Genomic DNA, 21202 nt, shown 5'->3' with positions numbered 1-21202 from the left:
AGCTCGTGATACCAAAAATATTTTACTTCTAAATTAACCGTAGAGCTTTTGATTCGAAAATGGATATTTTGAGTGGAGTGCTTATAATTCTCCGCCATCTTTTTAAACTGTTTGATTTCGCCAATAAAATCAACATTCCATTTATCATTAACCAAGAAATAAAAAATAAAGTTCTAGACTGACCATGCTTCATTAAGCTACTATGAAAATTCATTGCGCCAAAGTGTGGAAAAAGGCAGCACTAAAGAAGACGCAACTCGTTCGTTTTTTTAAAGGGGAGAGCGCCTGAATAGCTTTTTATTGCAGCTTTATATAGATCAAGAGCCTTCTGGTTTAGTGATGGTAATGGAGTAGCCTAGTCCTTCAAGTCTGCGTAAAACATGTCGCACAATGGACTGTTCCCTTTGCTTATCGAAGTAGTCTTCCCCTAGATCAACATACATTTCTTTACGAGTTAGAAGGTAATAGGAGATTCTCAACATGGCATGAGCGACTACAATTCCTGCTCGTTTCCTTCCTTTTCGCGCTGCTGTACGCCTATACAGGGCGCCAAGGTAATTCTTAGATCCTTTTACGGAATGAGCTGCTTCGGTTAAGCCTGATCTCAAATATTTATTGCCCTTTTTGGTTTTAGCCGATTTCCTTTTGCCCGCACTTTCGTTATGGCCAGGAACAAGTCCTGCCCAGGAACACATATGAGCTGCGCTTGGAAACTGGTTTTTAATATCTGTACCGATTTCAGCCAGGATTTGTTCGGCCATTCGTGTTGATATGCCTGGAATTGAGTCTAATCGTTCAATATCTTCTTGGTAAGGATTTACTCGCCGTGCAACTTCTTGATCCAGCATATCAATTTGTTGAGTTAGAAAGTCGATGTGAGTTAGAATGGTTTTTATCATTAGGCGTTGATGGGGGCTTACGTATCCTTGGAGGGCAAGTTCGAGTTCGTCTTTTTTTCGTTTTAGTGTCCGAAGGGCCATGTTGGCCAGTTGCTCAGGATCATCTATACCTTCAGCAATCGCATAAAGCATGTTTTTAGAGGAAACTCCCATAATATCTGAGACAACGGAACCAAGCTTAATATTAGCTCCCTCTAATACTTTTTGGATTCGATTATGCTGTCTGGCACGTTCTTCGATGATACTCCGACGATAACGAACAAGCTCTCTTAACTCACGTTGATTACGGTCTGGAATGAAACTGGCTTTAATCAGTCCGTGGCGAAGGAGTTGGCAAATCCATTCTGCATCTTTAACATCGGTTTTGCGTCCAGGCACAGCTTTCATATGCTGGGCATTAACAACCAGAAATTCGATCTCCTCAGCCTCAATTAAATTTACAATAGGTTTCCAATAAACACTTGTGCTTTCCATGGCGACATGAGTACAGCTGTGCTCCTTAATCCAGTCCACTAACTTAAGAAGAAATACAGTTTTAGTTGAAAATGTTTGAATCTCCTTTCCTTCAGGTGTCATGATGCATGCAGTAATATTGTCTTTATGGACATCCATACCGCACGCCCGTTCAATAATTACATCCACGCCATTCAACCTTTCTACGGCATCATGATTGGAGACTGGTGCAACAACCAGAATAGGATTAATCTACTATGAGTGCTTCCCAGTGGGAGCAACATTCAGTGGTGCACCGTGGTCGTTGGAGTCAGACTAACGGATGGGCTCTAATCGCACCATAGTTCATCGACCTTCCTCTCCCAGCCGTACTTCCAGTATAAAATACCAAGCGAAAATTTTCATTCTCTGTGGTGCAGCGCTGATTTTGCGCTGCATGGTTGGCTAACGGGTAGGAGGTTTAAGATCAATCTCGGTGAACCGTATTACAAGTAGCGGCATGTTTTTTGAAAAAAAGCTCGCAGGAACCTGTATTTTCATCATTCCGACCATAGGAGCAGGGTAGGTCACTCTCTGGTCGGAATGATACGTAAACAGATGTCTGCGAGCTTTTTTTGTGCTATAAAATGTGATGCATCAATGGGCGGAATCGGAATCTACTGTAGATTATGCCCAATTTGTAATCGTTTCAACGGGCAGGCGGTAGGATGGATAGCCCTCTTTGGCCGTTTTCCCTATCGAGATCAACATGACCGGTTGGAATCGGTCTTTATCAAGGCCAAAAGCATCGGCGATCTTGTCCTTCTCATAACCTGCCATCGGGTTGGTGTCATATCCGTGGGCGCGCGCAACAAGCATCAATTGCATCGAAACGAGGCCAGAGTCAATCAGGTTCACATCACGCAGATCGGATGTGCTCATGCTCGCATAATAAGGTTTCGCTACCTGCAATTGCATATCCATGATGTCTTGTGGCATGTATCCAAGTTCCACTGCTTTGCTGAAAATTTCGTCAATATATTCAATGTTATTGGCATCGTAAAATACTGCAATAACAGCCGAAGAAGTCTGAACTTGCGTCTGGTTAAAGGAGGCTAGCGATGCCAGTTTTTCTTTGCCTTCAGCGCTGTCGATGACAAGGAAACGCCACGGCTGCATGTTAATGGCAGAAGGGGCACGGGAAGCCTCTGCCAGAATTTCTGTCATTTCCTCCCGGCTGATTTTGACTTCTGGGTTGTAGATTTTAACGGAACGGCGCTCCAGGACAATGTTATTGAAATCGTTTGTCTTGTGGAATTTGCTGGTAAGGTTTGAAAAAGTCATCTTATTGTCTCCTTTATTTAAATTTGTGAGATGGGAATGAAGAATCATTTATCATCACTATGAGGATTGTAAACTATGAAGTATACTTTATAGCAAGATAAAGAATGAGGTGAATAATTTGAAGATTAGTGAAGTAGCAAAAATAATTGACCTTCCAATATCGACTATCCGATACTATGAGAAAATGGGTATTATTCCTGATGAATATATACTGAGAGACCAGAATAGTTATCGGAAGTATACGTTAGAAATCATTAATCATCTAGATGTTGTTAAAAAATGTTTAGTTGTTGGTTTTACAATTAATGATATAAAATCTATGATCTCGAAAAATGGAATGTCAAAAGATGAACAAACACGCATTATTAAAGAAAAAATATCAGAAGTTGAAGACGCTCAAAGAATATTAGAGGATTCCAAACAAAACCTTTACAACATTCTTGAGTTGGATATTACGTGTGAGAGTGGGTTCGGAAAACATTAATATAAAGATACGCCGGAACCTTTCTGAATAAAAGAGTTTGTGGATTATGGCTGATCTGGGTGGCCGCTGTCCTGTTAGCGGGATTGCTTGCGGGTGGGACGCAGCTCATTTCCATGCCTGTATTTTCACTGGGGGATATGGCCTGAATATTTGGGATATTGACCATCAAAGCAGTAAACCGCAAGCTATCCCACGAACCGCAAACCGCCTTTCAAGGTAAGATGACGCTCTATTCTATTATTCTCATATTTATCCTAATGGTGTCGATTGGCTATCCTGCTAAGCCCTTGTCTATATGGATATTGCCCTCAAATTGATCTGGGGAACTGCGCTGCTCCTCTCCAGCCACCCGGTAGCTGCCGGACAATCCACAAGCCCCTTTATAGCCAAGTAAATAAGGTTCTAGGCTGTCGAGAAAGTCTCAACAGCCTTCTTTCTGTCTATCCGAGTTGCCAAAAGACAAAGGCTATATAATCCTAAAGAATATCCATAGTGCCGCAGGTAGTTTTTTTGTTGAAACGTAAAGAAGACCATTCAAACTGCTTTGGAAAGATGGTATCTTGGATATAGATTATGGTGAGAGCGAGTGATTTTTGATGATAATGAAATTGTACAGGGAAAGGGTGAATGATAAACAATAGAGGAGGTAAGTCTTTGTACAACCATTTAGAACTAATGAGCATTCAAGCAGGAGTTCTCTATATTCATGATCATGCTGGACGTATCACAACGATTAATGAGCCAACGAACCAGCCTGCTCCTCGATTTTTTTTGGGACAGACCATTGTTGGCCGTATTGTAAGATTCCGCAGCGACGTACCAAATCGCTTAGTCCATGACATTCTGCAATTCATGGATCAGGGTGATTCAACCGAGCAACTTGCTAATGTTATTCGCACGTTGGATAAGGACAAAGAAATTAGAGGCTTATGGATGGGCCCGGCTTTTACATTTCATAAAACCGTAAAGGATTACACAGGCGCCACCTTGGTTACTGAAGACAATATATACTACTTGGAACCAGGGTTTCCTACTCTATTATCGGAACTGAAGTTTCGAGGACCTTGTTTTATGGTGACGGAAAACAACATGGCTGTATCTGTCTGTTTTAGCGCAAGAAGTAGCGATAAGGCTGCAGAGGCCGGAGTCGAGACATTGAAAGATTATCGAGGAAAAGGATATGCGATACGCGTAACGTCCTTATGGGCCCAAGCGATACGACGGTCTCAGAGGATCCCTTTATATAGTACATCATGGGATAATTATTCTTCGCTGTCCATTGCAAAACGCCTTCGTCTTCACCTTTATGGAACGGATATTTCAATATATTAAGATTTACATCTAAAAGAAAGGCCATCCCGAAAAGGATGGCCTTAAAATTGCCGTTACGAGCAGCGCGGACCGTATCACAAATAGAGGCAATTTCTCTGAAGAAAAACTTGCAGAAGTCTGTATTTACAGAATGCAAACCCTTAAGAGTAGGTTAGGTCAGTCTTTATGGAGTATATTGTGTAAACAAGCTTATGCGCGCTTTGTTATACAACATATGGATTTGGTTTGAATGACAGACTCATTCTTTAAAATAGGGCGTAATCCCTCTTGAATATAGGTTCTCCACTAACTTGAAAAATTCTTCTGACGATAAATCCTTTTGACGCTGGAGCCAAAGACGAAATAAAGAAAGGGAAGTTGTCAGGTAAAACTCAATGAAGTATGGCGTTAAGGAATGGTTTTGCGGAACGTTTAATTCTAATTGATCCAAACTGATTTCTTTTTTTAAACGTTTTAAAAAATGGTTACTTCCATAATCGCCCAAAAGGGCATTAAGAACCAGGAGATGTTCTTTTTTGTCCAGACAATAGAGCGTATCTTGAACCGTATGCATCGATAGCTCTTTATTCGCCATTTCTTTTTTAATGTCATTCAATAAGTCATTTTCAACAGAGTCTAACAATTCGTAAATGTCAGTAAAGTATTGATAAAAGGTGCTGCGGTTATATCCTGACTTATTCGCAATTTCCTGAACCGAAATTTTCTCCATCGGCTTTTGGCTATATAACTCACAAAAAACTTCTACAAACTTTTGTCTTGTTTTCTCCGTTATTTGGGGTTGCTTTTTCATGTTTCCCTCCTACTAGCGAATAAGAATATCATCCGACAAATAATAAAAAACTGACGGTTGATCAAGGAATAATGAAGATTTATAATCACATCATACAACATGTTGTCTGATAATTAAAAGGAAATGTTAATAAGTAGGGGTGGTATTCATGTCAGCAAAACAAGATAGAATTTTAATTTTTGGTGCAGGTGTTATCGGGAGCATGTACGCAATTAAGCTTATTGAAGCAGGGTTTGACGTTAGCCTGTTTGCACATTCTAATAGATTTAAATCATTAAGAGAAAATGGCCTGCAATATAAAGAAAAAGGTACAGTTAGATCGATACAAGTAAATGTCATTGATACGCTCGAAAATGATGATGTATACGATTTTATTTTCGTTACCGTTCGTTATGATCGGTCCGAATCAGCGTTGTTAGCGCTAAAAGATAATCAAAGCAAAAATATAGTCACGATGACTAGTAATTCAATTGGATTTTCTTCGTGGCTGGATATCATAGGGGATAGACTTTTACCAGCTTTTCCCGGCTTCGGCGGACAGATTAAAGATGGAGTATTGCATGCTCGATTTCTACCAAAGATTTTAGTGGCAACTGCATTTGGAGAAATTAATGGTGTAGTGACAGAACGCATAGAAAACCTCGCAAAATTATTTAAAACAGCAAAGCTTCCCTACGTTATTAAAAAGGATATGCAAGCGTATCTAATCACACATTCCGTATCAGACATTGCCATGTTGAGCGTTTTGCATTCTGAGAATAAGATAATTGACAAAAAAACAGCCAGAACCAGAAAGACGGCACGCAAAATAACAGTCACTTTAAAAGCGAATCTAAGGGCAATACAAAAAGCGGGCGTTTCAATTGATCCTCCAATGCTTAAACTGGTGCTTAAATTTCCAAACTTATTTTTGGATCTTTTCTTTATGACATGGCTACGAACTAAAATGGTTAGGGATATGATGTTGCCGGATTATGCGAATAATGCTAACAATGAGATTGTGCAGCTGAGAAATGATTTAATGAAATTTCTAAGTCAAAATGATATCAAATCGGAAATACATGTTCAGTAACGTTGTTAACGCCCAGGTTCTTTGAATATAAAAGCAAAAAGCGGCTGCCGCGTCCAGTAAATATGGGCACACACAGCCGCTTTCATGGTTATGAGAACAGTTAGTTGAGAGCGGGAGTAAACCGGACCTCTTCCTGTCATTGATTAAACTTAATTGATGCTGCCCGCTTCGCGGATTAATCAAGCTCAATGTTCTGCAAATATTCCAGAGCTGCATTAAAACTGGAGTCTATTTGGGAAAGCTCCGAGGATAGCGTCTTATTAAAAGCTGCATCGCTTTGTTGGTCTTTGCCTTCCAAATGAGTCTTGATCATCTTGACCAGAGAGGCTTTATGATTTGCGATCTCTTTAAGGGATGCATCGCTTTCCTTTTTGGCGCTCTTTACGGTTTTTGACAACTTGGCTTTTGCTGCCGCGAGCGTTTTTTTATCCTGTGTCATTTCATTTCTAGCCTTGGCGACAGCCTCCTTGCTCAGCTTGTTTTTGACCGCATTGCTATAGTTAGCTGCAGATACCTTGGATTTCTGCGCTAAGGCTGTAACCTCGGTGCCCAAGACTTTACTTAAGTTCTTCTGCGCATCCTTAACCTCTTTCACCCTGTCTTTGTAGGATTCAAAATAATACTTGTCTACGTACGCATTAGAATATGTAGCGGCAAACGCCTGTGATGGGAATACAACCACCAATAGCAACAACAATATCATCGCCTTTTTCATTCTCCCACTATTCCCCCTTAGTATAATACTCTTAATATAAATAATGTTATACGGCAGCACAATACTTACTTTGCAATCGGCTATTTCGGGGTGCAAGCCAACAGTCAGCCATTGCTGATCAAAAAAAGCCCCCTGCCGGCGTTACGGGGTCAGTCCCGCAATCTGCAGAGGGCTTGCTGTTGGATTTACTTGGCGCTGCCTGCTTCGCTGCGCGGCGGACGCATGGTCAGGCTGACCCGGCCTTTCTTGAGGTCAACGCCCATGACCCACACGGTGACATTGTCTCCTACTGAGACGACGTCCATCGGGTGCTTCACGAAGCTGCCGCTAAGCTGGGAGATATGCACTAGCCCGTCGTTTTTGATTCCGATATCGACGAAGGCGCCAAAATCAATTACGTTGCGGACGGTTCCCTGCATCTCCATGCCGGGAACCAGATCCTCGATCTTCAGCACATCGGTGCGGAAGATCGGCAGCGGCAGCTCCTCGCGCGGATCGCGGCCCGGGCGCTGCAGACTTTCAAGGATGTCGCGCAGTGTAGGCACGCCGACATCCAGCTTCGCAGCCAGCTCTTCGGCGTTCTGCGCCTGCAGCTCCTCTGCGACCTCCTTGCTGCCGAGCCGGGCTACCTCCAGCCCCAGCTCACGGAACAGTCGGTCCACCACCGGATAGGACTCCGGATGGATCGGCGTGCGGTCCAGCGTATTATCCCCGCCGGGAATCCGCAGGAAGCCGATGCACTGCTCGTAGGATTTGGCACCGAGGCGCGGCACCTTCTGCAGCGCCTTGCGGGTCACGAACTTGCCGTTCTCCTCGCGGAACTTCACAATATTTTTGGCGATTGTGGCATTCACGCCCGCAACATAGGACAGCAGGGATGCGGATGCTGTATTCACATCGACACCGACGTGGTTAACCGCGGATTCCACAACGCCCTTCAGGCTCTCCTCCAGATGTTTCTGGGAAACGTCATGCTGGTACTGCCCGACTCCGATCGCCTTCGGATCGATCTTCACCAGCTCCGCCAGCGGGTCCTGCACGCGGCGGGCAATGGATGCGGCGCTGCGCTCGGCCACATCCAGATCCGGGAACTCCTCCTGCGCAAGCTTGGAGGCGGAATAAACACTGGCTCCCGCTTCATTAACGATCAGGTACGCCAGCTCAGGATTGCCGATCTCTGCGATGACCTCGGCGGTGAACTGCTCCGTCTCCCGCGAGCCGGTGCCGTTGCCGATTACGATCAGCTGAATGCCGTATTTGGCAATCAGCTCCTTGAACTTCGCCGCCGCCTCCTTCTTCTTGTTGTTCGGCGGCGTCGGATAAGTGACCGCTACCTCCAGCAGCTTGCCGGTATCGTCCACAACGGCCAGCTTGCACCCGGTACGGTAGGCCGGGTCAACGCCAAGCACGTTCCGGCCTTTGACCGGCGGCTGCAGCAGCAGGCTGCGCAGATTCCCGGAGAAGATCGAGATCGCCTGATTCTCTCCTTTCTCCGTCATCTCTCCGCGCACCTCGCGCTCAACAGACGGAGCGATCAGCCGCTTGTAAGAATCCTCCGTCACGGTCTCCAGCAATTCCTTAACCGGGGACGGCCCCTTGATCAGCTTCCGCGAGATAAAGGCATGAATCTTATCAGTAGTCACCTCAATGCCTACCTTTAGCACGTTCTCCCGTTCTCCGCGGTTGATGGCGAGAATCCGGTGCGGCGGCATTTTATGTACCGGTTCACGGTAACTGTAATAGTTCTCGTATACGCTCTCCTGCTCAGCATCCTTGGCTTCGGAGACCAGCACTCCTTGACTAGCGGTGTACTGGCGTATCCAGGAACGGATGACCGGATCATCGGCAATGTTCTCAGCGATGATATCCATCGCACCCTGCAGCGCCAGCTCAGCACTCTCCACGTCTTTGTCCGCATCAATATATTTAGCGGCCTCTTCCAGCGGAAGCCCCTGCCGGCGCTGTTCCATGACCCAGTTCGCCAGCGGCTCCAGCCCCTTCTCCTTGGCCACACTTGCCCGCGTCTTGCGCTTCTGCCGGAAGGGACGATACAGATCCTCCACTTCCTGCAGCTTGACTGCCTTCAGGATCTGCTCATGCAGCTCCTTTGTCAGCTTGCCCTGCTCCTCGATGCTGCGGATGACATCCTTCTTGCGGTCACCCAGATTGCGCAGATAGGCCAGCCTTTCCTCAATATCACGCAGAGCGTTTTCGTCCAGCTCACCGGTCATTTCCTTACGGTATCTCGCAATAAACGGAATCGTATTCCCCTCATCCAGAAGGCCTACCGTCGTACGCACCTGTTTCAGGCTAATGCCCAGCTCCTTGGCAATCGCCGCGGTAATCAGTTCCTGCTCCTGCCGTGCAGCAGCTTCATCCGGCACAGTACCGGCATTCGTATTTTCTGCAGCCAATTAAATCCCTCTTTCCGCACACGTTCTGCGTTCTTATAATCCCTACCTGAAATAGTATCACAAATTGGCTATCTACCAAAGTTTAGGGATTCATTGACCCGGAAAAAGCTGGCTTGCTGCGAAGTATATTATCATTCCTATACAGGAACCACAGATCATTTCATTTGCAGGCCCCGCCGGTTCATCCGCTTAGCGGATGCTAGCGATAGCCCAAAGCACAGAACAAGCACTAGTGCAGCCACGGCATACGGGAAGTTGATATCCAGGTCAAACAGGACTCCGGCCACAATCGGACCGGCAATATTGCCAAGACTGGTATAGGCAGAATTCATGCCCATCACGAAGCCCTGCTGCGATTCCACCGCCAATTTGGAGAGTTGTGTTCCGACAGCAGGGCGCAGGATATCCATCGAAAGAAACACAATGAACGTCACTGCAACGATGGCCCAGTAGCCGTGTACAAACAATGTGAGGAAGATGAACAGGCCCGCGACAAGCAAAGAGAATGAAATGACCTTATTTTCACCAAAACGATTCAATATCCAGCTGAACGCCGTAACTTGAATCACAGCCCCCGAGATGGAGCCAAAGGTTAGGACAAAGGCAATATCCTTAGGGGTGAATCCAAATTTATGATCCACAAACAACCCGAATACCGTTTCATAATTCGCCAATCCGAAGGAGAGTACAAATACAATAACCAACCCGAAGAAATAGGGTTCACGGTAGGACCGCACCAGTTGAGATACAAGGCTCTCTTTATCGTTCTGTGCTGTCTTCACAGCTTCACGCTGGGCTGCGGTGCGCGATTCCGGCAATACAAATGTACTTATCACAGCCACCAAAGCCGCTGCTACTGCTGCTGCGAAGAACGGCACACGGATACCAAACTCTGCCAGATACCCGCCAATTCCCGGTCCAATAATAAAACCGGTGGTGATGGCGGCATTGATCAGCCCCATTCCTTTAGCCCGTTCCTCTGTAGAGGTCGTATCCGCCACGTAAGCCATAACCGCGGGCATAATCAGTGCTGCTCCGACACCTCCTAGCATTCGGGATACAAACAGCAGCCAGGGCGCATTTGCCAACCCAAACAGCAGCTCCGAGAGTGAAAAAACAATCAGGCCGGCGACGATGATTTTTTTCCGGCCCATCCGGTCCGACAGTCTGCCGGCAAACGGTGACACAATCAACTGGGTTACAGAGAAGGCGGCCACCAGCAACCCGACAACACTGCCTCCGATCTGCAGCTCATTCATATAAGTAGGCATTATCGGAACAACCAGTCCGATGCCTGTAAACGCCAGAAAAATATTCAGCATAAGGAGCAGCATAGCGCCCCGGTTTCTTAGCAGTAATGACATTGCAATAACCTCCGTATTCCCGCAACCAAATCCTCAAGTAGGGGTAGTTCTATTTATCTTATAGTTAAATATCCGCTTATCCGTCAGTTGCCATACCTTTTATTCTACAAATGAAAAACCTTAAATAAGACACATAAGACCGACCATCCGGTCTAATTGAGAGTAAATAAAAAACGACTTCCTCAAACTAATTTTTTGGGCTCAATCCTGCAATAAAATAAAACCGGCCCCAGCGTATAGCAGTGCTCTGTCTTCACTGGCACGCTTATTCTCAATGCCTATCCGGTACGTATCCCCTGCAGCAGCAGCCGTATGGCATCCCGGTAATACTCCATGATATCCTCCGGCGCTTTGGCCAGAACTGTAATCTCGCTGACTCTGCTGATTCCCTCCAACAAGCCGCTTACAATAATTACGTAATTGTCCAGGTTGCCCTTGACCAGGTACCCCGTGTCCATACCCTCCTGCAACAGATTACGGCAGGCTTGTGATGCCGATTCGTAGAGCCGGGAGAGACGCTGTTGAACCTCTTCTGAATGAGGCCGGGATCTGGCGTATTCCTCAAGCGCGCGGATCAGCGGATTCTGAAAATCATTCGCATAATGCTCGCCTAGTGCATAGAAACGTTCCTCGATGCCGCTGATTCCGCTCCGTTTCTGCTCCCAATCGCTGAGCCACTGCTCGGTATCGTCTTCTACTACATATAGAAACAGTTCATCTTTACTCGGAAAATGGTGATATAAACTCCCTTTGCTCACCTTGGCCGCCGTACAGACTTCGTTCATGGTCACCGCTGCAAAACCTTTCTGAACAAATAACTGCGTTGCCTTTAGCACTATCCGCTTTTTCGTTTCTTCTCCGTCAGAACGTCCTTTAATTCCGACCACCTCCTTAACCCGACCGTCCGGTCCAATTGTAGCATAGCTATTGTTTAAAGTGAACACATTTAAGCCACAGGTTCGTATACAGTTTCCATACAATTAAAAAGGCACGCCGGATTATACACCGGACGTGCCTCCATTACACATTCTATACTATGTAGCCCTGCCTGATTTAGAAATCGATCAGGCCCAGACTGATTTGCAGCGAATCATCCACTTTCTTCATTGTATCATCGTCAAGGTGGGTGATCTTATCGGTCAAGCGTTGTTTGTCAATTGTCCGAACCTGCTCGAGGAGAATAACGGAATCCCGGTCGAAGCCGTGGGCTGCCGCATCAATTTCCACGTGCGTCGGCAGTTTGGCCTTCTGGATCTGGGCAGTGATGGCTGCCACAATCACCGTCGGGCTGAAACGGTTGCCAATATCGTTCTGAATAATCAGTACCGGCCGTACTCCGCCTTGTTCTGAACCTACAACAGGCGAAAGGTCGGCAAAAAAAACGTCGCCGCGTTTAACGATCAATATCTACACCCCGCTTACTAAGCGGCCAAGAGTACTGTCTGCATCTTCCTCAGCGAGAAAGGCCTCGCATGCCATCGTCAAATTGATCTTGGCCATTTCCATATAGCCCCGCTGCATGGACTCACGAATGATGCGTTTCCTCCGTTCGCTTAAATACAGCTTCATGGCCTGCCTAATCAATTCACTCCGGTTAGAGTTCTCCAATTGAGCGATCCCATCCACTTCCTGTAAGAGATGATCGGGCAAGCTGATCATAATTCTTTTGGTGTTCTGCAAATTGGCCACCTTCTCTTCCACCCCCACAAACCTTCTGCCCTTGTGTTTCAGTGTTACAATATACAAGGAATTTTATACAAGGAATATATGCAACCAGTATATCAAGTATGCTGCATCCCATTATAAACTAGAAATGGCGGTTCGTATAGACCATAAGTCACATAGGTCTTTACGGTTCAGCTTCCTTTATCGATTCCTGTAAAAGTTACACAGTAAGAACATCAAGCCTGCAGCAGGGGATTCACCAGGTTCGGAGTAGCACCTTCACGCACATATACGCGGGGCACCCGGTGGGCCAGCATACAGATTACCTCGTAGTGAATCGTTCCCAAATGGAGCGCCAGTTCGTCTGCCGTGATGGACACGCCAGCCTGGCTTCCGATGAGTACAACCTCTTCGCCAGCTTTGATTTGTTCCGCTTCTTCAGCGAAAGATTTGAGCGATACCATACACTGGTCCATGCAGATCGTTCCGACGACAGGAACGCGACGTCCACGTATTAGCACCTCCGCTTTGCCTGTCAGCATGCGGGAATATCCGTCTGCGTACCCCACTGGCAGCGTAGCAATGATCTCTTCGCTGTCTGTGAAGTAACGGGTGCCGTAGCTGATGCCCCAATCGGGCGGCAGGGTCTTGACATAAACTGCCTGCGTCTTCAGGGTCATTACCGGGTGTAAGGCCACCTTTGTACGGCTAACCTCAGTCGATGGATAAAATCCGTACAAGCTTATGCCTACACGCACCATGTTACTGGATAGAAGAGGTGTATCAATGGCCGTAGCGCTATTGCCCGTATGTATGATCGGGATTTCAATCTCTCTGTCCCGAAGCGTTTCCGCCACGCTCATGAACCGCCGGTACTGCATCAGTGTATAGCTTTTGTTTTCTTCGTCTGCCTTGGCAAAATGGGTAAACATACCCTCCAGCTCCGCCTGCGCTACAGAATGCACTTCAGCGATGAAATCGGGCGCGTCAGCCGGCAGCAATCCCAGCCTTCCCATCCCGCTGTCAATCTTGATATGCACCTTCAGCCGGTGCTCCGGATCTATAGGAAGCCTTCTTATTGCCTCCAGTACATCCGGTGTGAACAGTGTTACGGTTATATTGTACTCCCAGGCAACGGCTATTCCTTCCGGCGAGGTGTAGCCGAGCACCAGAATAGGAATTAGTATTCCCGCCTGACGCAGCTCCAATGCCTCATCCAAAAAGGCTACACTAACATAATCCGCTCCGAGTCGTTCAAGCTCCCGCGTCACTTCCACTGCTCCATGGCCGTACGCATTTCCTTTGACGCATCCCATAAACTTAGTCTCCGGCAGCAAGGCCGCACGAAAGGCTTCGTAATTGGCACGCAGATCATCCAGATTAATCTCGGCTACTGTAGGTCGATAGCTTACTTGCACTTCAGGGTCACCTTCTTACATTGTAGTAAAACATCTCTGTGTTTGTCGTATGGAACCACAAGTCTTACTGCCAATGGTAATGCTAATGGAAGGCGGCTGTCAATGTAAGTACAGCTATCTTGTTGATTGATCCTCCAAAGGGGCGGTTAACAGCAAAAATAAGTAAAAAGCGGATACGGCTTGTAGAGGAATGGGCTCCCACAATGCGCAGTATCCGCCTACTGAATATTACTTACCCGATTGTTCCGCCATAGAAGCGGCAATTTGCATCATTTCGGACTTCGGAAGGTTCGCGCTGGTAATGCGGAATTCCACACCGTCGTTCATCCAGGTCAAAGTCAGCTGTTCATCGCCGCTCAGAAGCCCTGCGGTAAAGCCAAGATCGATTACCTTTCCCGGAACCAGTGATACCGTGTGGTCCAGCGGACGGGCTTCCATAATCGTATACTGGTAAATCCCGTCATAACGGAGGATTGCTGAATGATCCTTGCTGTCCTCGATTTTGTGGCTGTCCTTAAATTCTACACCGGCAGGAATATAAGCCGGTTCAATGATGCCGAAATCGCCAAGCTCCGCAGCAACCGGCTGATCTGCCTGTTCCTTGTCCTCCGGTGCAGCCACCGGATTTCCGTTCTCATCAACCTCGGCTACCGTGCTTTCGGAAGGAGTTCCGTTCGCCATATTTCTTTGCATATCAAAAGAATCCTTATTGAGCTCCGGATCAAACTTGAAGCTGTCGAACTTCACATCGACCACAACCTTGGCCTCGGAGTCGGAGACCTGTACCTGTTTCGGTTCATAGGTCTTTTTGGTCAGCCATATTTTTTGGCGTACCAGTGCGCTGCTCTGGTAATTTGCCGCGACTTCAAACACATAGTTGTCCCCATCCACCGTAAACTGGCGGTTGTTGTCAGAGACAATGCTGTTGAGCAGTGTCTGGTACAAATACACCTGGCCTTGGCTATCCGGCCAATCGCTCTGGAAGCGGAAGCTCTTGCCCAGACTCGGTGTCAGCACGAACACCCCTTCATCATTGCGCAGAACAATCTGCGTTACATCCTTCTGGACATTGGAGAGGCTAATCCGGTAGTAGGAAGGATTTTTGTACCACACCTCCACCTTGTACTCCTGCGGTTGTTCGCCGGTGTACAGGGTCATCGTGCCGGCACCCTGGTAGGCCCCCTGCTTGCTCTCCAGCTTGTCAGACACATTGTTCAAATCCTTGACTACGGAAGCGGCATCCTTCTTCCCGCACCCCGCGAGCACCAGGGCCACGCTCATTATGATCGCGAGTACCCATGTTATCCGGCGCATGACATCATCCCCTTAACCTGTTTTGAATGCATTGATTAGTACATGTCTATGAGGGACAACACCGCAATATGCAGACGGGCATGACAAGCATGACAAGAGGTTCGAATTAGCCGTATGGACATTTCAACAAAGGAACTGGCTGCAGACGTGCAGAATTGTTTTAAGCAACGCTTATTGAAAGGGGTACAAGTTATGCAGGGATTTATTCTCAGGAAAGATTACAGAGAAAATGAGGTGCTCCGAAAGAGCCTGTCCGGGCTTGCCGCCAGCAGCTTTGGAATAAGCTTCGAACAGTGGTATCAGGAAGAGTTCTGGAATGAACGGTATATTCCTTTTTCTTATATCGAGGATGAGCAGGTGATTGCGAATGTTTCAGTCAGTGTGCTGGAGGAGTATGCGAATCAGGTTGATTTTATGTACCTTTTTGCCAATGATACGGTGCTCGATTTCTATCCGAGGTTTGGCTTTATTCCGGCGCAGGAGCAGCTCTTCTCTATCGACTATACTTCAGGCAGCACCGACTCCGCGGGGATCCGGAAATTAGACGGGACTCAGCCGGATGATCTAAACTTTATCCGCACATTTGCAGCGCAGCGATTGCCGGTATCCCGGCGTTTTGGTACAGAAGGCACGCTCGGGCTGCTGATGTTCTACTGCCTGAACGTCTTCAGCGACGACCTCTATTACCTGGAGAACGAGGACGTAATAGCTATTTGCAAGCAGGAAGGCAAGGAGCTGAATATTTTCGACATTGTGTTTACGAAAGCCATTGATATTCAAGCTGTTTTGGCTAAGCTGGCCAGCAGTGAAACTGAAAAAATAGTTTTTCATTTCACTCCGGATTACATAGGGATTGAAGCGGAAAGCCCTCCTTACCCGGGCGGCTTATTTGTGAGAACCTGCGGCAACTCTTCATTTCCGGCCCACATGAAACATCCAGCTACGTCTATCGCCTAGAGAACCCGGAAGTTAGGACAACTCAGCCGCAACCCCGGGATCTGCTATGTTTAGAGAGTCATGAATTGCCCAAACCGGGCCAGAAACTCTTCCTTCTCTTTGTAATCCGGCATGATACTCCCGAGGCGGCGCCAAAATGACCGGTCATGATTCATATGCAGCAGATGGCATAGCTCATGGATAATCACATAATCAATAACCTGGGCGGGGGCCATCGCCAGGCGGTAATTAAACGTCAATTTTTTGTCCGCGCTGCAGCTCCCCCACTTGGTTCTGGATTCGACGATTTCGATCGTCTTCGGTTTTACGCGGAGCTGATTCTGATAAACGGTGATCCGTTCCGCGACAATCTTCTTCAGGCTGGCAAAATAGAACTTCTTGAGTTCCAGCTTCAGCTTCTCCGCATCCCATTCACCGACGTTAATCAATTCATGCAACGGGTATTCCTTCCCAAGGTAAAGAAACTTCCCTTCCTCCTGATATTCCTTCGCTTTGGGTGCCTGCCGCGCCTCCCGGCCCTTGCGCAGCTTGTCCAGAATCCATTCGCCGTGCCGCTCCACCGCGCCCAAAATCATTTCGTCGCTTGTCCCCTTGGGGGCTTTTACTGTAATCAACCCAATGGCATCTATATGAAGGGAAATCTTCTTCCGCTTCGCGTACTGGACATGGATTTGAATCATTTCATCCTGTAACTGAATCTGCATAGCCACCATCGCTTCTATAAATATTCTTTCCTCCACTGTAACATGTTTGCCAGCATAGCATACAGAGTTTCATAGTGCGCCTCTCTTCACACACCACAAATAAAAAGAGTCCACGGTGGACTCTTCACACAATTATATTATTCAGTTCTCCTCAGATCACTGGTATGAAACGCCAATGACCGGGTTAGATCAGGCGGGCAATCTTTTCGATCTCCACTGCAGAAGCGGCTAGCTGCTGCATGGACGCGGTGATTTGCTCCGTTGCCGCAGCCTGGCGCTCGCTTTGTGACAGACAATCCAGCAGGGTTGCATCCATCAGGGTAATGTTCTTTTTGATCGCCTGCAGGATGCTGGCGATTTCTTTGGCTGAGGAGGCGCTGGAGACCGACATCTTTCGAATCTCCTGCGCTACTATCCCAAATCCCCGGCCATGCTCGGCGGCATGTGCAGCTTCGATTGCGGCGTTCAGGCCCAGCAGATTGGAGTTGTCCGCCACCTTTTTGATGAAATCCAAAATCTCATCCGTACTATGTAGCTCTTCGACAACCTTCTGGCCGAGCAGCTTAAGATCGCCTACGGTATTCGCCAAATCAGAAGCAGTTCCGGCGATCTCCCCGGAGGTGGAGCTTATCTCTTCAGAGGTTGTTGCCAGAGTATTGGCCGCATCGCTTAACGTTTCTTGATTGTGCAGGCTGATCCCAATGGTAAAAACACCGATAACCTTCCCGTCTTGCCCCTGAATCGGCATAGACGAAGATTTGAAGGGCAATCCGTAGATTTCCTTCGGAATATTTGCACTAACCATCTCGCCGGTGTCCAGGGATCTTCGGATCCCGCCATTCTGCGGAACCGGCATTCCCTCTTGAATGCGGATGTCCAGCTCATTCCCCGGCAGATAATAGATGGACTTGTCCGAATCGGCTAATGCGAACATGACATCCAGCGGAAACAAGCGCTGCACAAGCGGCAACGATATTCTCAAAGCATCCAGTAATTGTTCAATCTCCGTTTCATTTTGACCCTTCACGACACAACAGCTCCTAATAAAGGATTTTAGATCATTATAGCACGGAGGAAAACGCACCCGACAAGGCATTTAGTCCTTGCTTTTGGGTTGGTCTATTGCGTATTTATCCTGCCATAACTAGATAAAACTATGAAACCAGGAAGAAACGTTACCCTCTTAACCATACATTGATTAGACTGAAAACTTTGAAATACTTTCCTGAAGCTCCTGAGCAAGCTCGGACAGCATTCTTGAGGCCACTGCAATTTCCTCCACACTGGCCAACTGCTCTTGCGCCGAGGCGGATACGTCATAGGTCCCCTCGGAGGAGGCCAAAGTGATCCTGTTGATCTGCTCAAAGGCAGCTACCAGCTCATGAGTTTCATGCGACATTTCTTGGGAAGCATCGGAGACGCCTCCAATCTGTTCATTAATTTCTTGTATGGAGGCTTCGATTTCGGCAAAGGATTGCCCGGCGGTTTGGACGGCATAAATGCCGGCCTCCACTTCCTTCTCCCCTTGACTGACCATTGTGAGGGTCCGGCTAGTCTCCGATTGAATCGAATGAATTACCTCAGAGACGCGTTTCCCGGATTCTGCAGTCTTCTCCGCAAGCTTGCGCACCTCACTGGCTACTACAGCAAAACCCCGGCCATGCTCTCCTGCTCTCGCTGCTTCAATCGCCGCATTTAGCGACAGCAGGTTCGTCTGATTCGCTATATCCGTAATAATTGCAATGATTTCGCCGATTTCTCTGGAGCTTTCGGCCAAGGCGCTGACCACTCCTGAAACCTCACTTACATTTTTTGATACAGCCGATATTTGGTGAATTGCTGATTCAACCGCCTGAATCCCTTTGGTGGCCAGGTCGGTTGCTACATCCACCGATTCCTTGACATGAATGGAACGCTCCGCAATTTGCGCGGCCTCTCCGTCCATCTTCTGAACAAGCGCAACGCTGGCTTCGATACTGTTCACCTGCGTCTGCGCCCCTTCCGCTAATTTCTCCGTAATGGACGCAACATGCTCCGTAGCTTGTCCCGTTTGTTCCGCGCTGGCTGTCAGCTCTTCCGATGAGGCGGCAACATGCTCCGCATTCGTGCCCACTTCCCGGATCAGATCACGCAAGTGGTTGCCCATATTATTGAAGGCCTCAGCCAATTGCCCAATCTCGTCCTTATTCTTGATCTCCACCAGAGTATTCCGAAGATCCCCTCCGGCAATTTGAACCGCCATTTTCTGGAGCTTCTGGATCGGGTTCGAGATCGCCCTGCTGATCAGAGCCGCGGCCAGAGCTCCCAGAAGCAAGGCTGCGCCTGTCAATGCAATGACCAGCTTCTTAGTAGCCGAGACATCACTGAAGGTTGTATTAGCTTCCAGCTCCAGTTCCTCCTCCTGAAGCTTCACAAAACGTTCTGCCGTACTGCTGAATTTACTTAGAACAGGTCCCTGCGTTTGCAGGATCTCCAGATAATCGCTGTTATTCCGCTTTTTACTGTCGATAACTTGCATCGCAGTACCGCTGTAATGCTCCTGCAGGAGATCGAGTCCGGCGAGGATTTGTTTGTCATCACGATCGGTAGTGAGTGATTTCAACTGACCAAGAGCAGTGCGAAACTGATTCTTCGCTCCCTCAAAATCAGCTACTTTGGACTCATCTCCATCAATCAGGAAACCGCTGATGCTTGCCCTTTCCTGCTCCACTGCAATTCGCAAATCCTTGATCAGCTGAACCGATTGGGATTTGTTCGTCAGCAGTTGTGTGTAGGTATCATTGACCTTGGAAAGGTAAAAGTAGCTGGTGAAGGCTACAACCAGCAGGAGGATCAGAATCAGACCGAACCCGCCGTATAATTTATTTTTAATCGTCATGTTTCGGAGTCTGCTCATTTCGCTGCCCCCTTATCTGTTGTGTCCAGAATTGAGGTGGCTTCTGTCCGATAATTCTTAGCTGCTTGTTCCGGGGTTATGCTGCCGTCCAGCACACGTTCCAGGATGATTTTATAGGCATTGTCAGCAATCAAGGCGCTGCTTGGAGCAGGAGGATCGATTGGGGATGAATGAGTCTTGAGATAGTCAAGCAGCTCGTACTGTTCTTTTCCCCCTTCTCCCAGCTTGCCGGAGAGCTGTGCAGCAATCACAGCGGAAACAGGAACTCCCCGTTCTCCCTTCAGAATGTCATTGGCTGCCGCATTATTAATGAAGAAATCAATGAATTTGGCCGCTTCTTCCGGATATTTAGAATAGGATGACACCGCGAGGAACATGGAGGGTTTGATAAAGCGCCCTTCTTTGTCCCCGGCCTTCGGCAGCGGCAGCAGCTTGATGGTTCTTCCTGCCTTGCTGCTCAAGATTGTCGATGCATTGCTGGAAACGGAGAAGAAGGCCGTCTTCCCGGTTATTACCGGATGATTCTCATCATTGCTGACTCCCTTAAATGAGCCTATCAACCCTTCCTCTGTCCATTTTTTATAGAGGGTGAAATAATCCGCCAGATCTTTGTCATCATCATATCCAAGAGCCGTTCCCTCCGCATTGTACATGGATACGCCTCGGGTTCTCAGAAAATAACTCACAGCAAACATATTCCCCATCGGATAGAAATCGGGATCATCTATAGTTTCTTTTAGTTCTACAAGTGTCTTGTACAGGTCATCTATTGTATAGTCCTGGGAAGGCACCTTAATGCCCGCCTCCTGAAGGAATGCCGGATCATAGATCAGAGCTTCTGAATTAATGCCGATATTGACCGCATATAATTCATCATTTTTCATGCCTGGAGCCAGGTACTCCGGGGGAACATCCGAAATGGAAAGACTCTTATTCTTAATATAAGGTCCAAGCGGTTCAATGAGATCCCGATTAATATAATTGAATATAAATCCATAATCCCCCTGAATAATATCAGCAGCCTTCTGATCCGCCGTATCCATAGCCAGACGAGAAGACAGCGCATCTGTACCCGAGAAATCCTCCGTCTCAATCTTGACGCCCGGGTGCTCCTTCATATAAAGATCAACTACCTTCTGCGTATCCTCTTTGCGTTGCTCTTTCCCCCACCACACAAACTTCAGTGTGACCTCCTGAGCTGCTGCCTCTTCCTTGTTTCCGTCACCGGAGTTGCTGCAACCTACAATTCCTGTCAGGACCAGGAGAGCCCCCCACACCTTCAATAACCCCCATACTTTGTTTCCCCTCATAAAGCCACCGCCCTATCTATCTAGTGATGTCGAATAAACAAAAAAATGTAGTATTTTGCACACTCAACAACTGTTTTCTTTATCGGAAAGTG

The 21202-nt window shown here is 47.4% G+C and carries 19 protein-coding genes; 4 read left to right on the top strand and 15 right to left on the bottom strand.

All coding sequences use genetic code 11. The features are described 5' to 3' along the window. Window positions 1–317 precede the first annotated feature (317 nt). Both NSS79_RS06230 and NSS79_RS06225 read right to left on the bottom strand, forming a co-directional pair. A complete protein-coding gene (locus NSS79_RS06230) occupies window positions 318–1541 on the bottom strand; it encodes an IS110 family transposase (protein ID WP_342437010.1) in 1224 nt (407 codons plus the stop codon). 477 nt (window positions 1542–2018) lie between these two features. Further along, window positions 2019–2675: a nitroreductase family protein gene (locus NSS79_RS06225; RefSeq protein ID WP_342438703.1), complete on the bottom strand. Its 657-nt coding sequence runs from the start codon at window positions 2673–2675 to the stop codon at window positions 2019–2021. Window positions 2676–2793: 118 nt separating this feature from the next. Here NSS79_RS06225 and NSS79_RS06220 point away from each other — a divergent pair, with 118 nt between their 5' ends. Both NSS79_RS06220 and NSS79_RS06215 read left to right on the top strand, forming a co-directional pair. Next, window positions 2794–3159: a MerR family transcriptional regulator gene (locus NSS79_RS06220; protein WP_342438702.1), complete on the top strand. Its 366-nt coding sequence runs from the start codon at window positions 2794–2796 to the stop codon at window positions 3157–3159. A gap of 654 nt (window positions 3160–3813) precedes the next feature. After that, complete coding sequence (locus NSS79_RS06215; protein ID WP_342438701.1) at window positions 3814–4491, top strand: GNAT family N-acetyltransferase; 678 nt, start codon at window positions 3814–3816, stop codon at window positions 4489–4491. Between the two features lie 238 nt (window positions 4492–4729). On the opposite strand, the gene NSS79_RS06210 is transcribed toward NSS79_RS06215, so the two are convergent. Next, window positions 4730–5281, bottom strand: coding sequence for a TetR/AcrR family transcriptional regulator (locus NSS79_RS06210; RefSeq protein ID WP_342438700.1), 552 nt, complete (start codon window positions 5279–5281; stop codon window positions 4730–4732). 148 nt (window positions 5282–5429) lie between these two features. On the opposite strand from NSS79_RS06210, the gene NSS79_RS06205 reads away from it, so the two are divergent. Next, the gene (locus tag NSS79_RS06205) at window positions 5430–6353 is read left to right on the top strand and encodes a 2-dehydropantoate 2-reductase N-terminal domain-containing protein (RefSeq protein WP_342438699.1); all 924 of its coding nucleotides are present in this window, start codon (window positions 5430–5432) and stop codon (window positions 6351–6353) included. A gap of 175 nt (window positions 6354–6528) precedes the next feature. Here the strand turns inward: NSS79_RS06205 and NSS79_RS06200 are convergent, their stop codons facing one another. The 8 genes from NSS79_RS06200 to NSS79_RS06165 form a co-directional block, all read right to left on the bottom strand. Next, window positions 6529–7068, bottom strand: coding sequence for a hypothetical protein (locus tag NSS79_RS06200; protein ID WP_342438698.1), 540 nt, complete (start codon window positions 7066–7068; stop codon window positions 6529–6531). A 185-nt stretch (window positions 7069–7253) separates the two neighbouring features. Then, window positions 7254–9452, bottom strand: coding sequence for a Tex family protein (locus tag NSS79_RS06195; RefSeq protein WP_342440308.1), 2199 nt, complete (start codon window positions 9450–9452; stop codon window positions 7254–7256). 185 nt (window positions 9453–9637) lie between these two features. Further along, a complete protein-coding gene (locus NSS79_RS06190; RefSeq protein WP_038586944.1) occupies window positions 9638–10846 on the bottom strand; it encodes a tetracycline resistance MFS efflux pump in 1209 nt (402 codons plus the stop codon). Window positions 10847–11124: 278 nt separating this feature from the next. After that, window positions 11125–11790, bottom strand: coding sequence for a TetR/AcrR family transcriptional regulator (locus tag NSS79_RS06185; RefSeq protein WP_342438697.1), 666 nt, complete (start codon window positions 11788–11790; stop codon window positions 11125–11127). 109 nt (window positions 11791–11899) lie between these two features. Then, window positions 11900–12250, bottom strand: a complete 351-nt coding sequence (locus tag NSS79_RS06180) for a type II toxin-antitoxin system PemK/MazF family toxin (protein ID WP_038586937.1) — start codon at window positions 12248–12250, stop codon at window positions 11900–11902. 3 nt (window positions 12251–12253) lie between these two features. Then, entirely contained in the window at window positions 12254–12535 is a 282-nt protein-coding gene (locus NSS79_RS06175) for a ribbon-helix-helix protein, CopG family (protein WP_038598756.1), read from the bottom strand. 212 nt (window positions 12536–12747) lie between these two features. Next, complete coding sequence (alr, locus tag NSS79_RS06170; protein ID WP_342438696.1) at window positions 12748–13929, bottom strand: alanine racemase; 1182 nt, start codon at window positions 13927–13929, stop codon at window positions 12748–12750. Window positions 13930–14157: 228 nt separating this feature from the next. Then, window positions 14158–15243: a DUF4367 domain-containing protein gene (locus NSS79_RS06165; protein WP_342438695.1), complete on the bottom strand. Its 1086-nt coding sequence runs from the start codon at window positions 15241–15243 to the stop codon at window positions 14158–14160. 192 nt (window positions 15244–15435) lie between these two features. On the opposite strand from NSS79_RS06165, the gene NSS79_RS06160 reads away from it, so the two are divergent. Then, complete coding sequence (locus NSS79_RS06160) at window positions 15436–16200, top strand: GNAT family N-acetyltransferase (protein WP_342438694.1); 765 nt, start codon at window positions 15436–15438, stop codon at window positions 16198–16200. A gap of 50 nt (window positions 16201–16250) precedes the next feature. Here the strand turns inward: NSS79_RS06160 and NSS79_RS06155 are convergent, their stop codons facing one another. From NSS79_RS06155 to NSS79_RS06140, 4 genes are all read right to left on the bottom strand, one after another. Further along, window positions 16251–16904: a SprT family zinc-dependent metalloprotease gene (locus NSS79_RS06155; RefSeq protein ID WP_342438693.1), complete on the bottom strand. Its 654-nt coding sequence runs from the start codon at window positions 16902–16904 to the stop codon at window positions 16251–16253. 184 nt (window positions 16905–17088) lie between these two features. After that, complete coding sequence (locus tag NSS79_RS06150; RefSeq protein WP_342438692.1) at window positions 17089–17931, bottom strand: methyl-accepting chemotaxis protein; 843 nt, start codon at window positions 17929–17931, stop codon at window positions 17089–17091. 171 nt (window positions 17932–18102) lie between these two features. After that, a complete protein-coding gene (locus tag NSS79_RS06145; protein WP_342438691.1) occupies window positions 18103–19800 on the bottom strand; it encodes a methyl-accepting chemotaxis protein in 1698 nt (565 codons plus the stop codon). Next, window positions 19797–21110 (bottom strand): ABC transporter substrate-binding protein, encoded by a 1314-nt coding sequence (locus tag NSS79_RS06140; RefSeq protein WP_342438690.1) that lies wholly within the window; start codon window positions 21108–21110, stop codon window positions 19797–19799. The genes NSS79_RS06145 and NSS79_RS06140 overlap by 4 nt, the downstream gene beginning before the upstream one ends. Between the last annotated feature and the right edge of the window lie 92 nt (window positions 21111–21202).

The sequence above is a fragment of the Paenibacillus sp. FSL L8-0436 genome, assembly GCF_038593025.1.
Classification (GTDB): domain Bacteria; phylum Bacillota; class Bacilli; order Paenibacillales; family Paenibacillaceae; genus Paenibacillus_AQ.
Note: the sequence above shows the minus strand (reverse complement) of the source record. Positions and strands in the feature narration are given on the sequence as shown.

Bases quoted from the DNA above. Each gene is read 5' to 3' on its own strand.
- NSS79_RS06225 (WP_342438703.1), bottom strand. From the start codon at position 2,675: ATGACTTTTTCAAACCTTACCAGCAAATTCCACAAGACAAACGATTTC.
- NSS79_RS06210 (WP_342438700.1), bottom strand. From the start codon at position 5,281: ATGAAAAAGCAACCCCAAATAACGGAGAAAACAAGACAAAAGTTTGTA.
- NSS79_RS06205 (WP_342438699.1), top strand. From the start codon at position 5,430: ATGTCAGCAAAACAAGATAGAATTTTAATTTTTGGTGCAGGTGTTATC.
- NSS79_RS06200 (WP_342438698.1), bottom strand. From the start codon at position 7,068: ATGAAAAAGGCGATGATATTGTTGTTGCTATTGGTGGTTGTATTCCCA.
- NSS79_RS06190 (WP_038586944.1), bottom strand. From the start codon at position 10,846: ATGTCATTACTGCTAAGAAACCGGGGCGCTATGCTGCTCCTTATGCTG.
- NSS79_RS06165 (WP_342438695.1), bottom strand. From the start codon at position 15,243: ATGCGCCGGATAACATGGGTACTCGCGATCATAATGAGCGTGGCCCTG.
- NSS79_RS06160 (WP_342438694.1), top strand. From the start codon at position 15,436: ATGCAGGGATTTATTCTCAGGAAAGATTACAGAGAAAATGAGGTGCTC.
- NSS79_RS06155 (WP_342438693.1), bottom strand. From the start codon at position 16,904: ATGCAGATTCAGTTACAGGATGAAATGATTCAAATCCATGTCCAGTAC.
- NSS79_RS06145 (WP_342438691.1), bottom strand. From the start codon at position 19,800: ATGAGCAGACTCCGAAACATGACGATTAAAAATAAATTATACGGCGGG.
- NSS79_RS06140 (WP_342438690.1), bottom strand. From the start codon at position 21,110: ATGAGGGGAAACAAAGTATGGGGGTTATTGAAGGTGTGGGGGGCTCTC.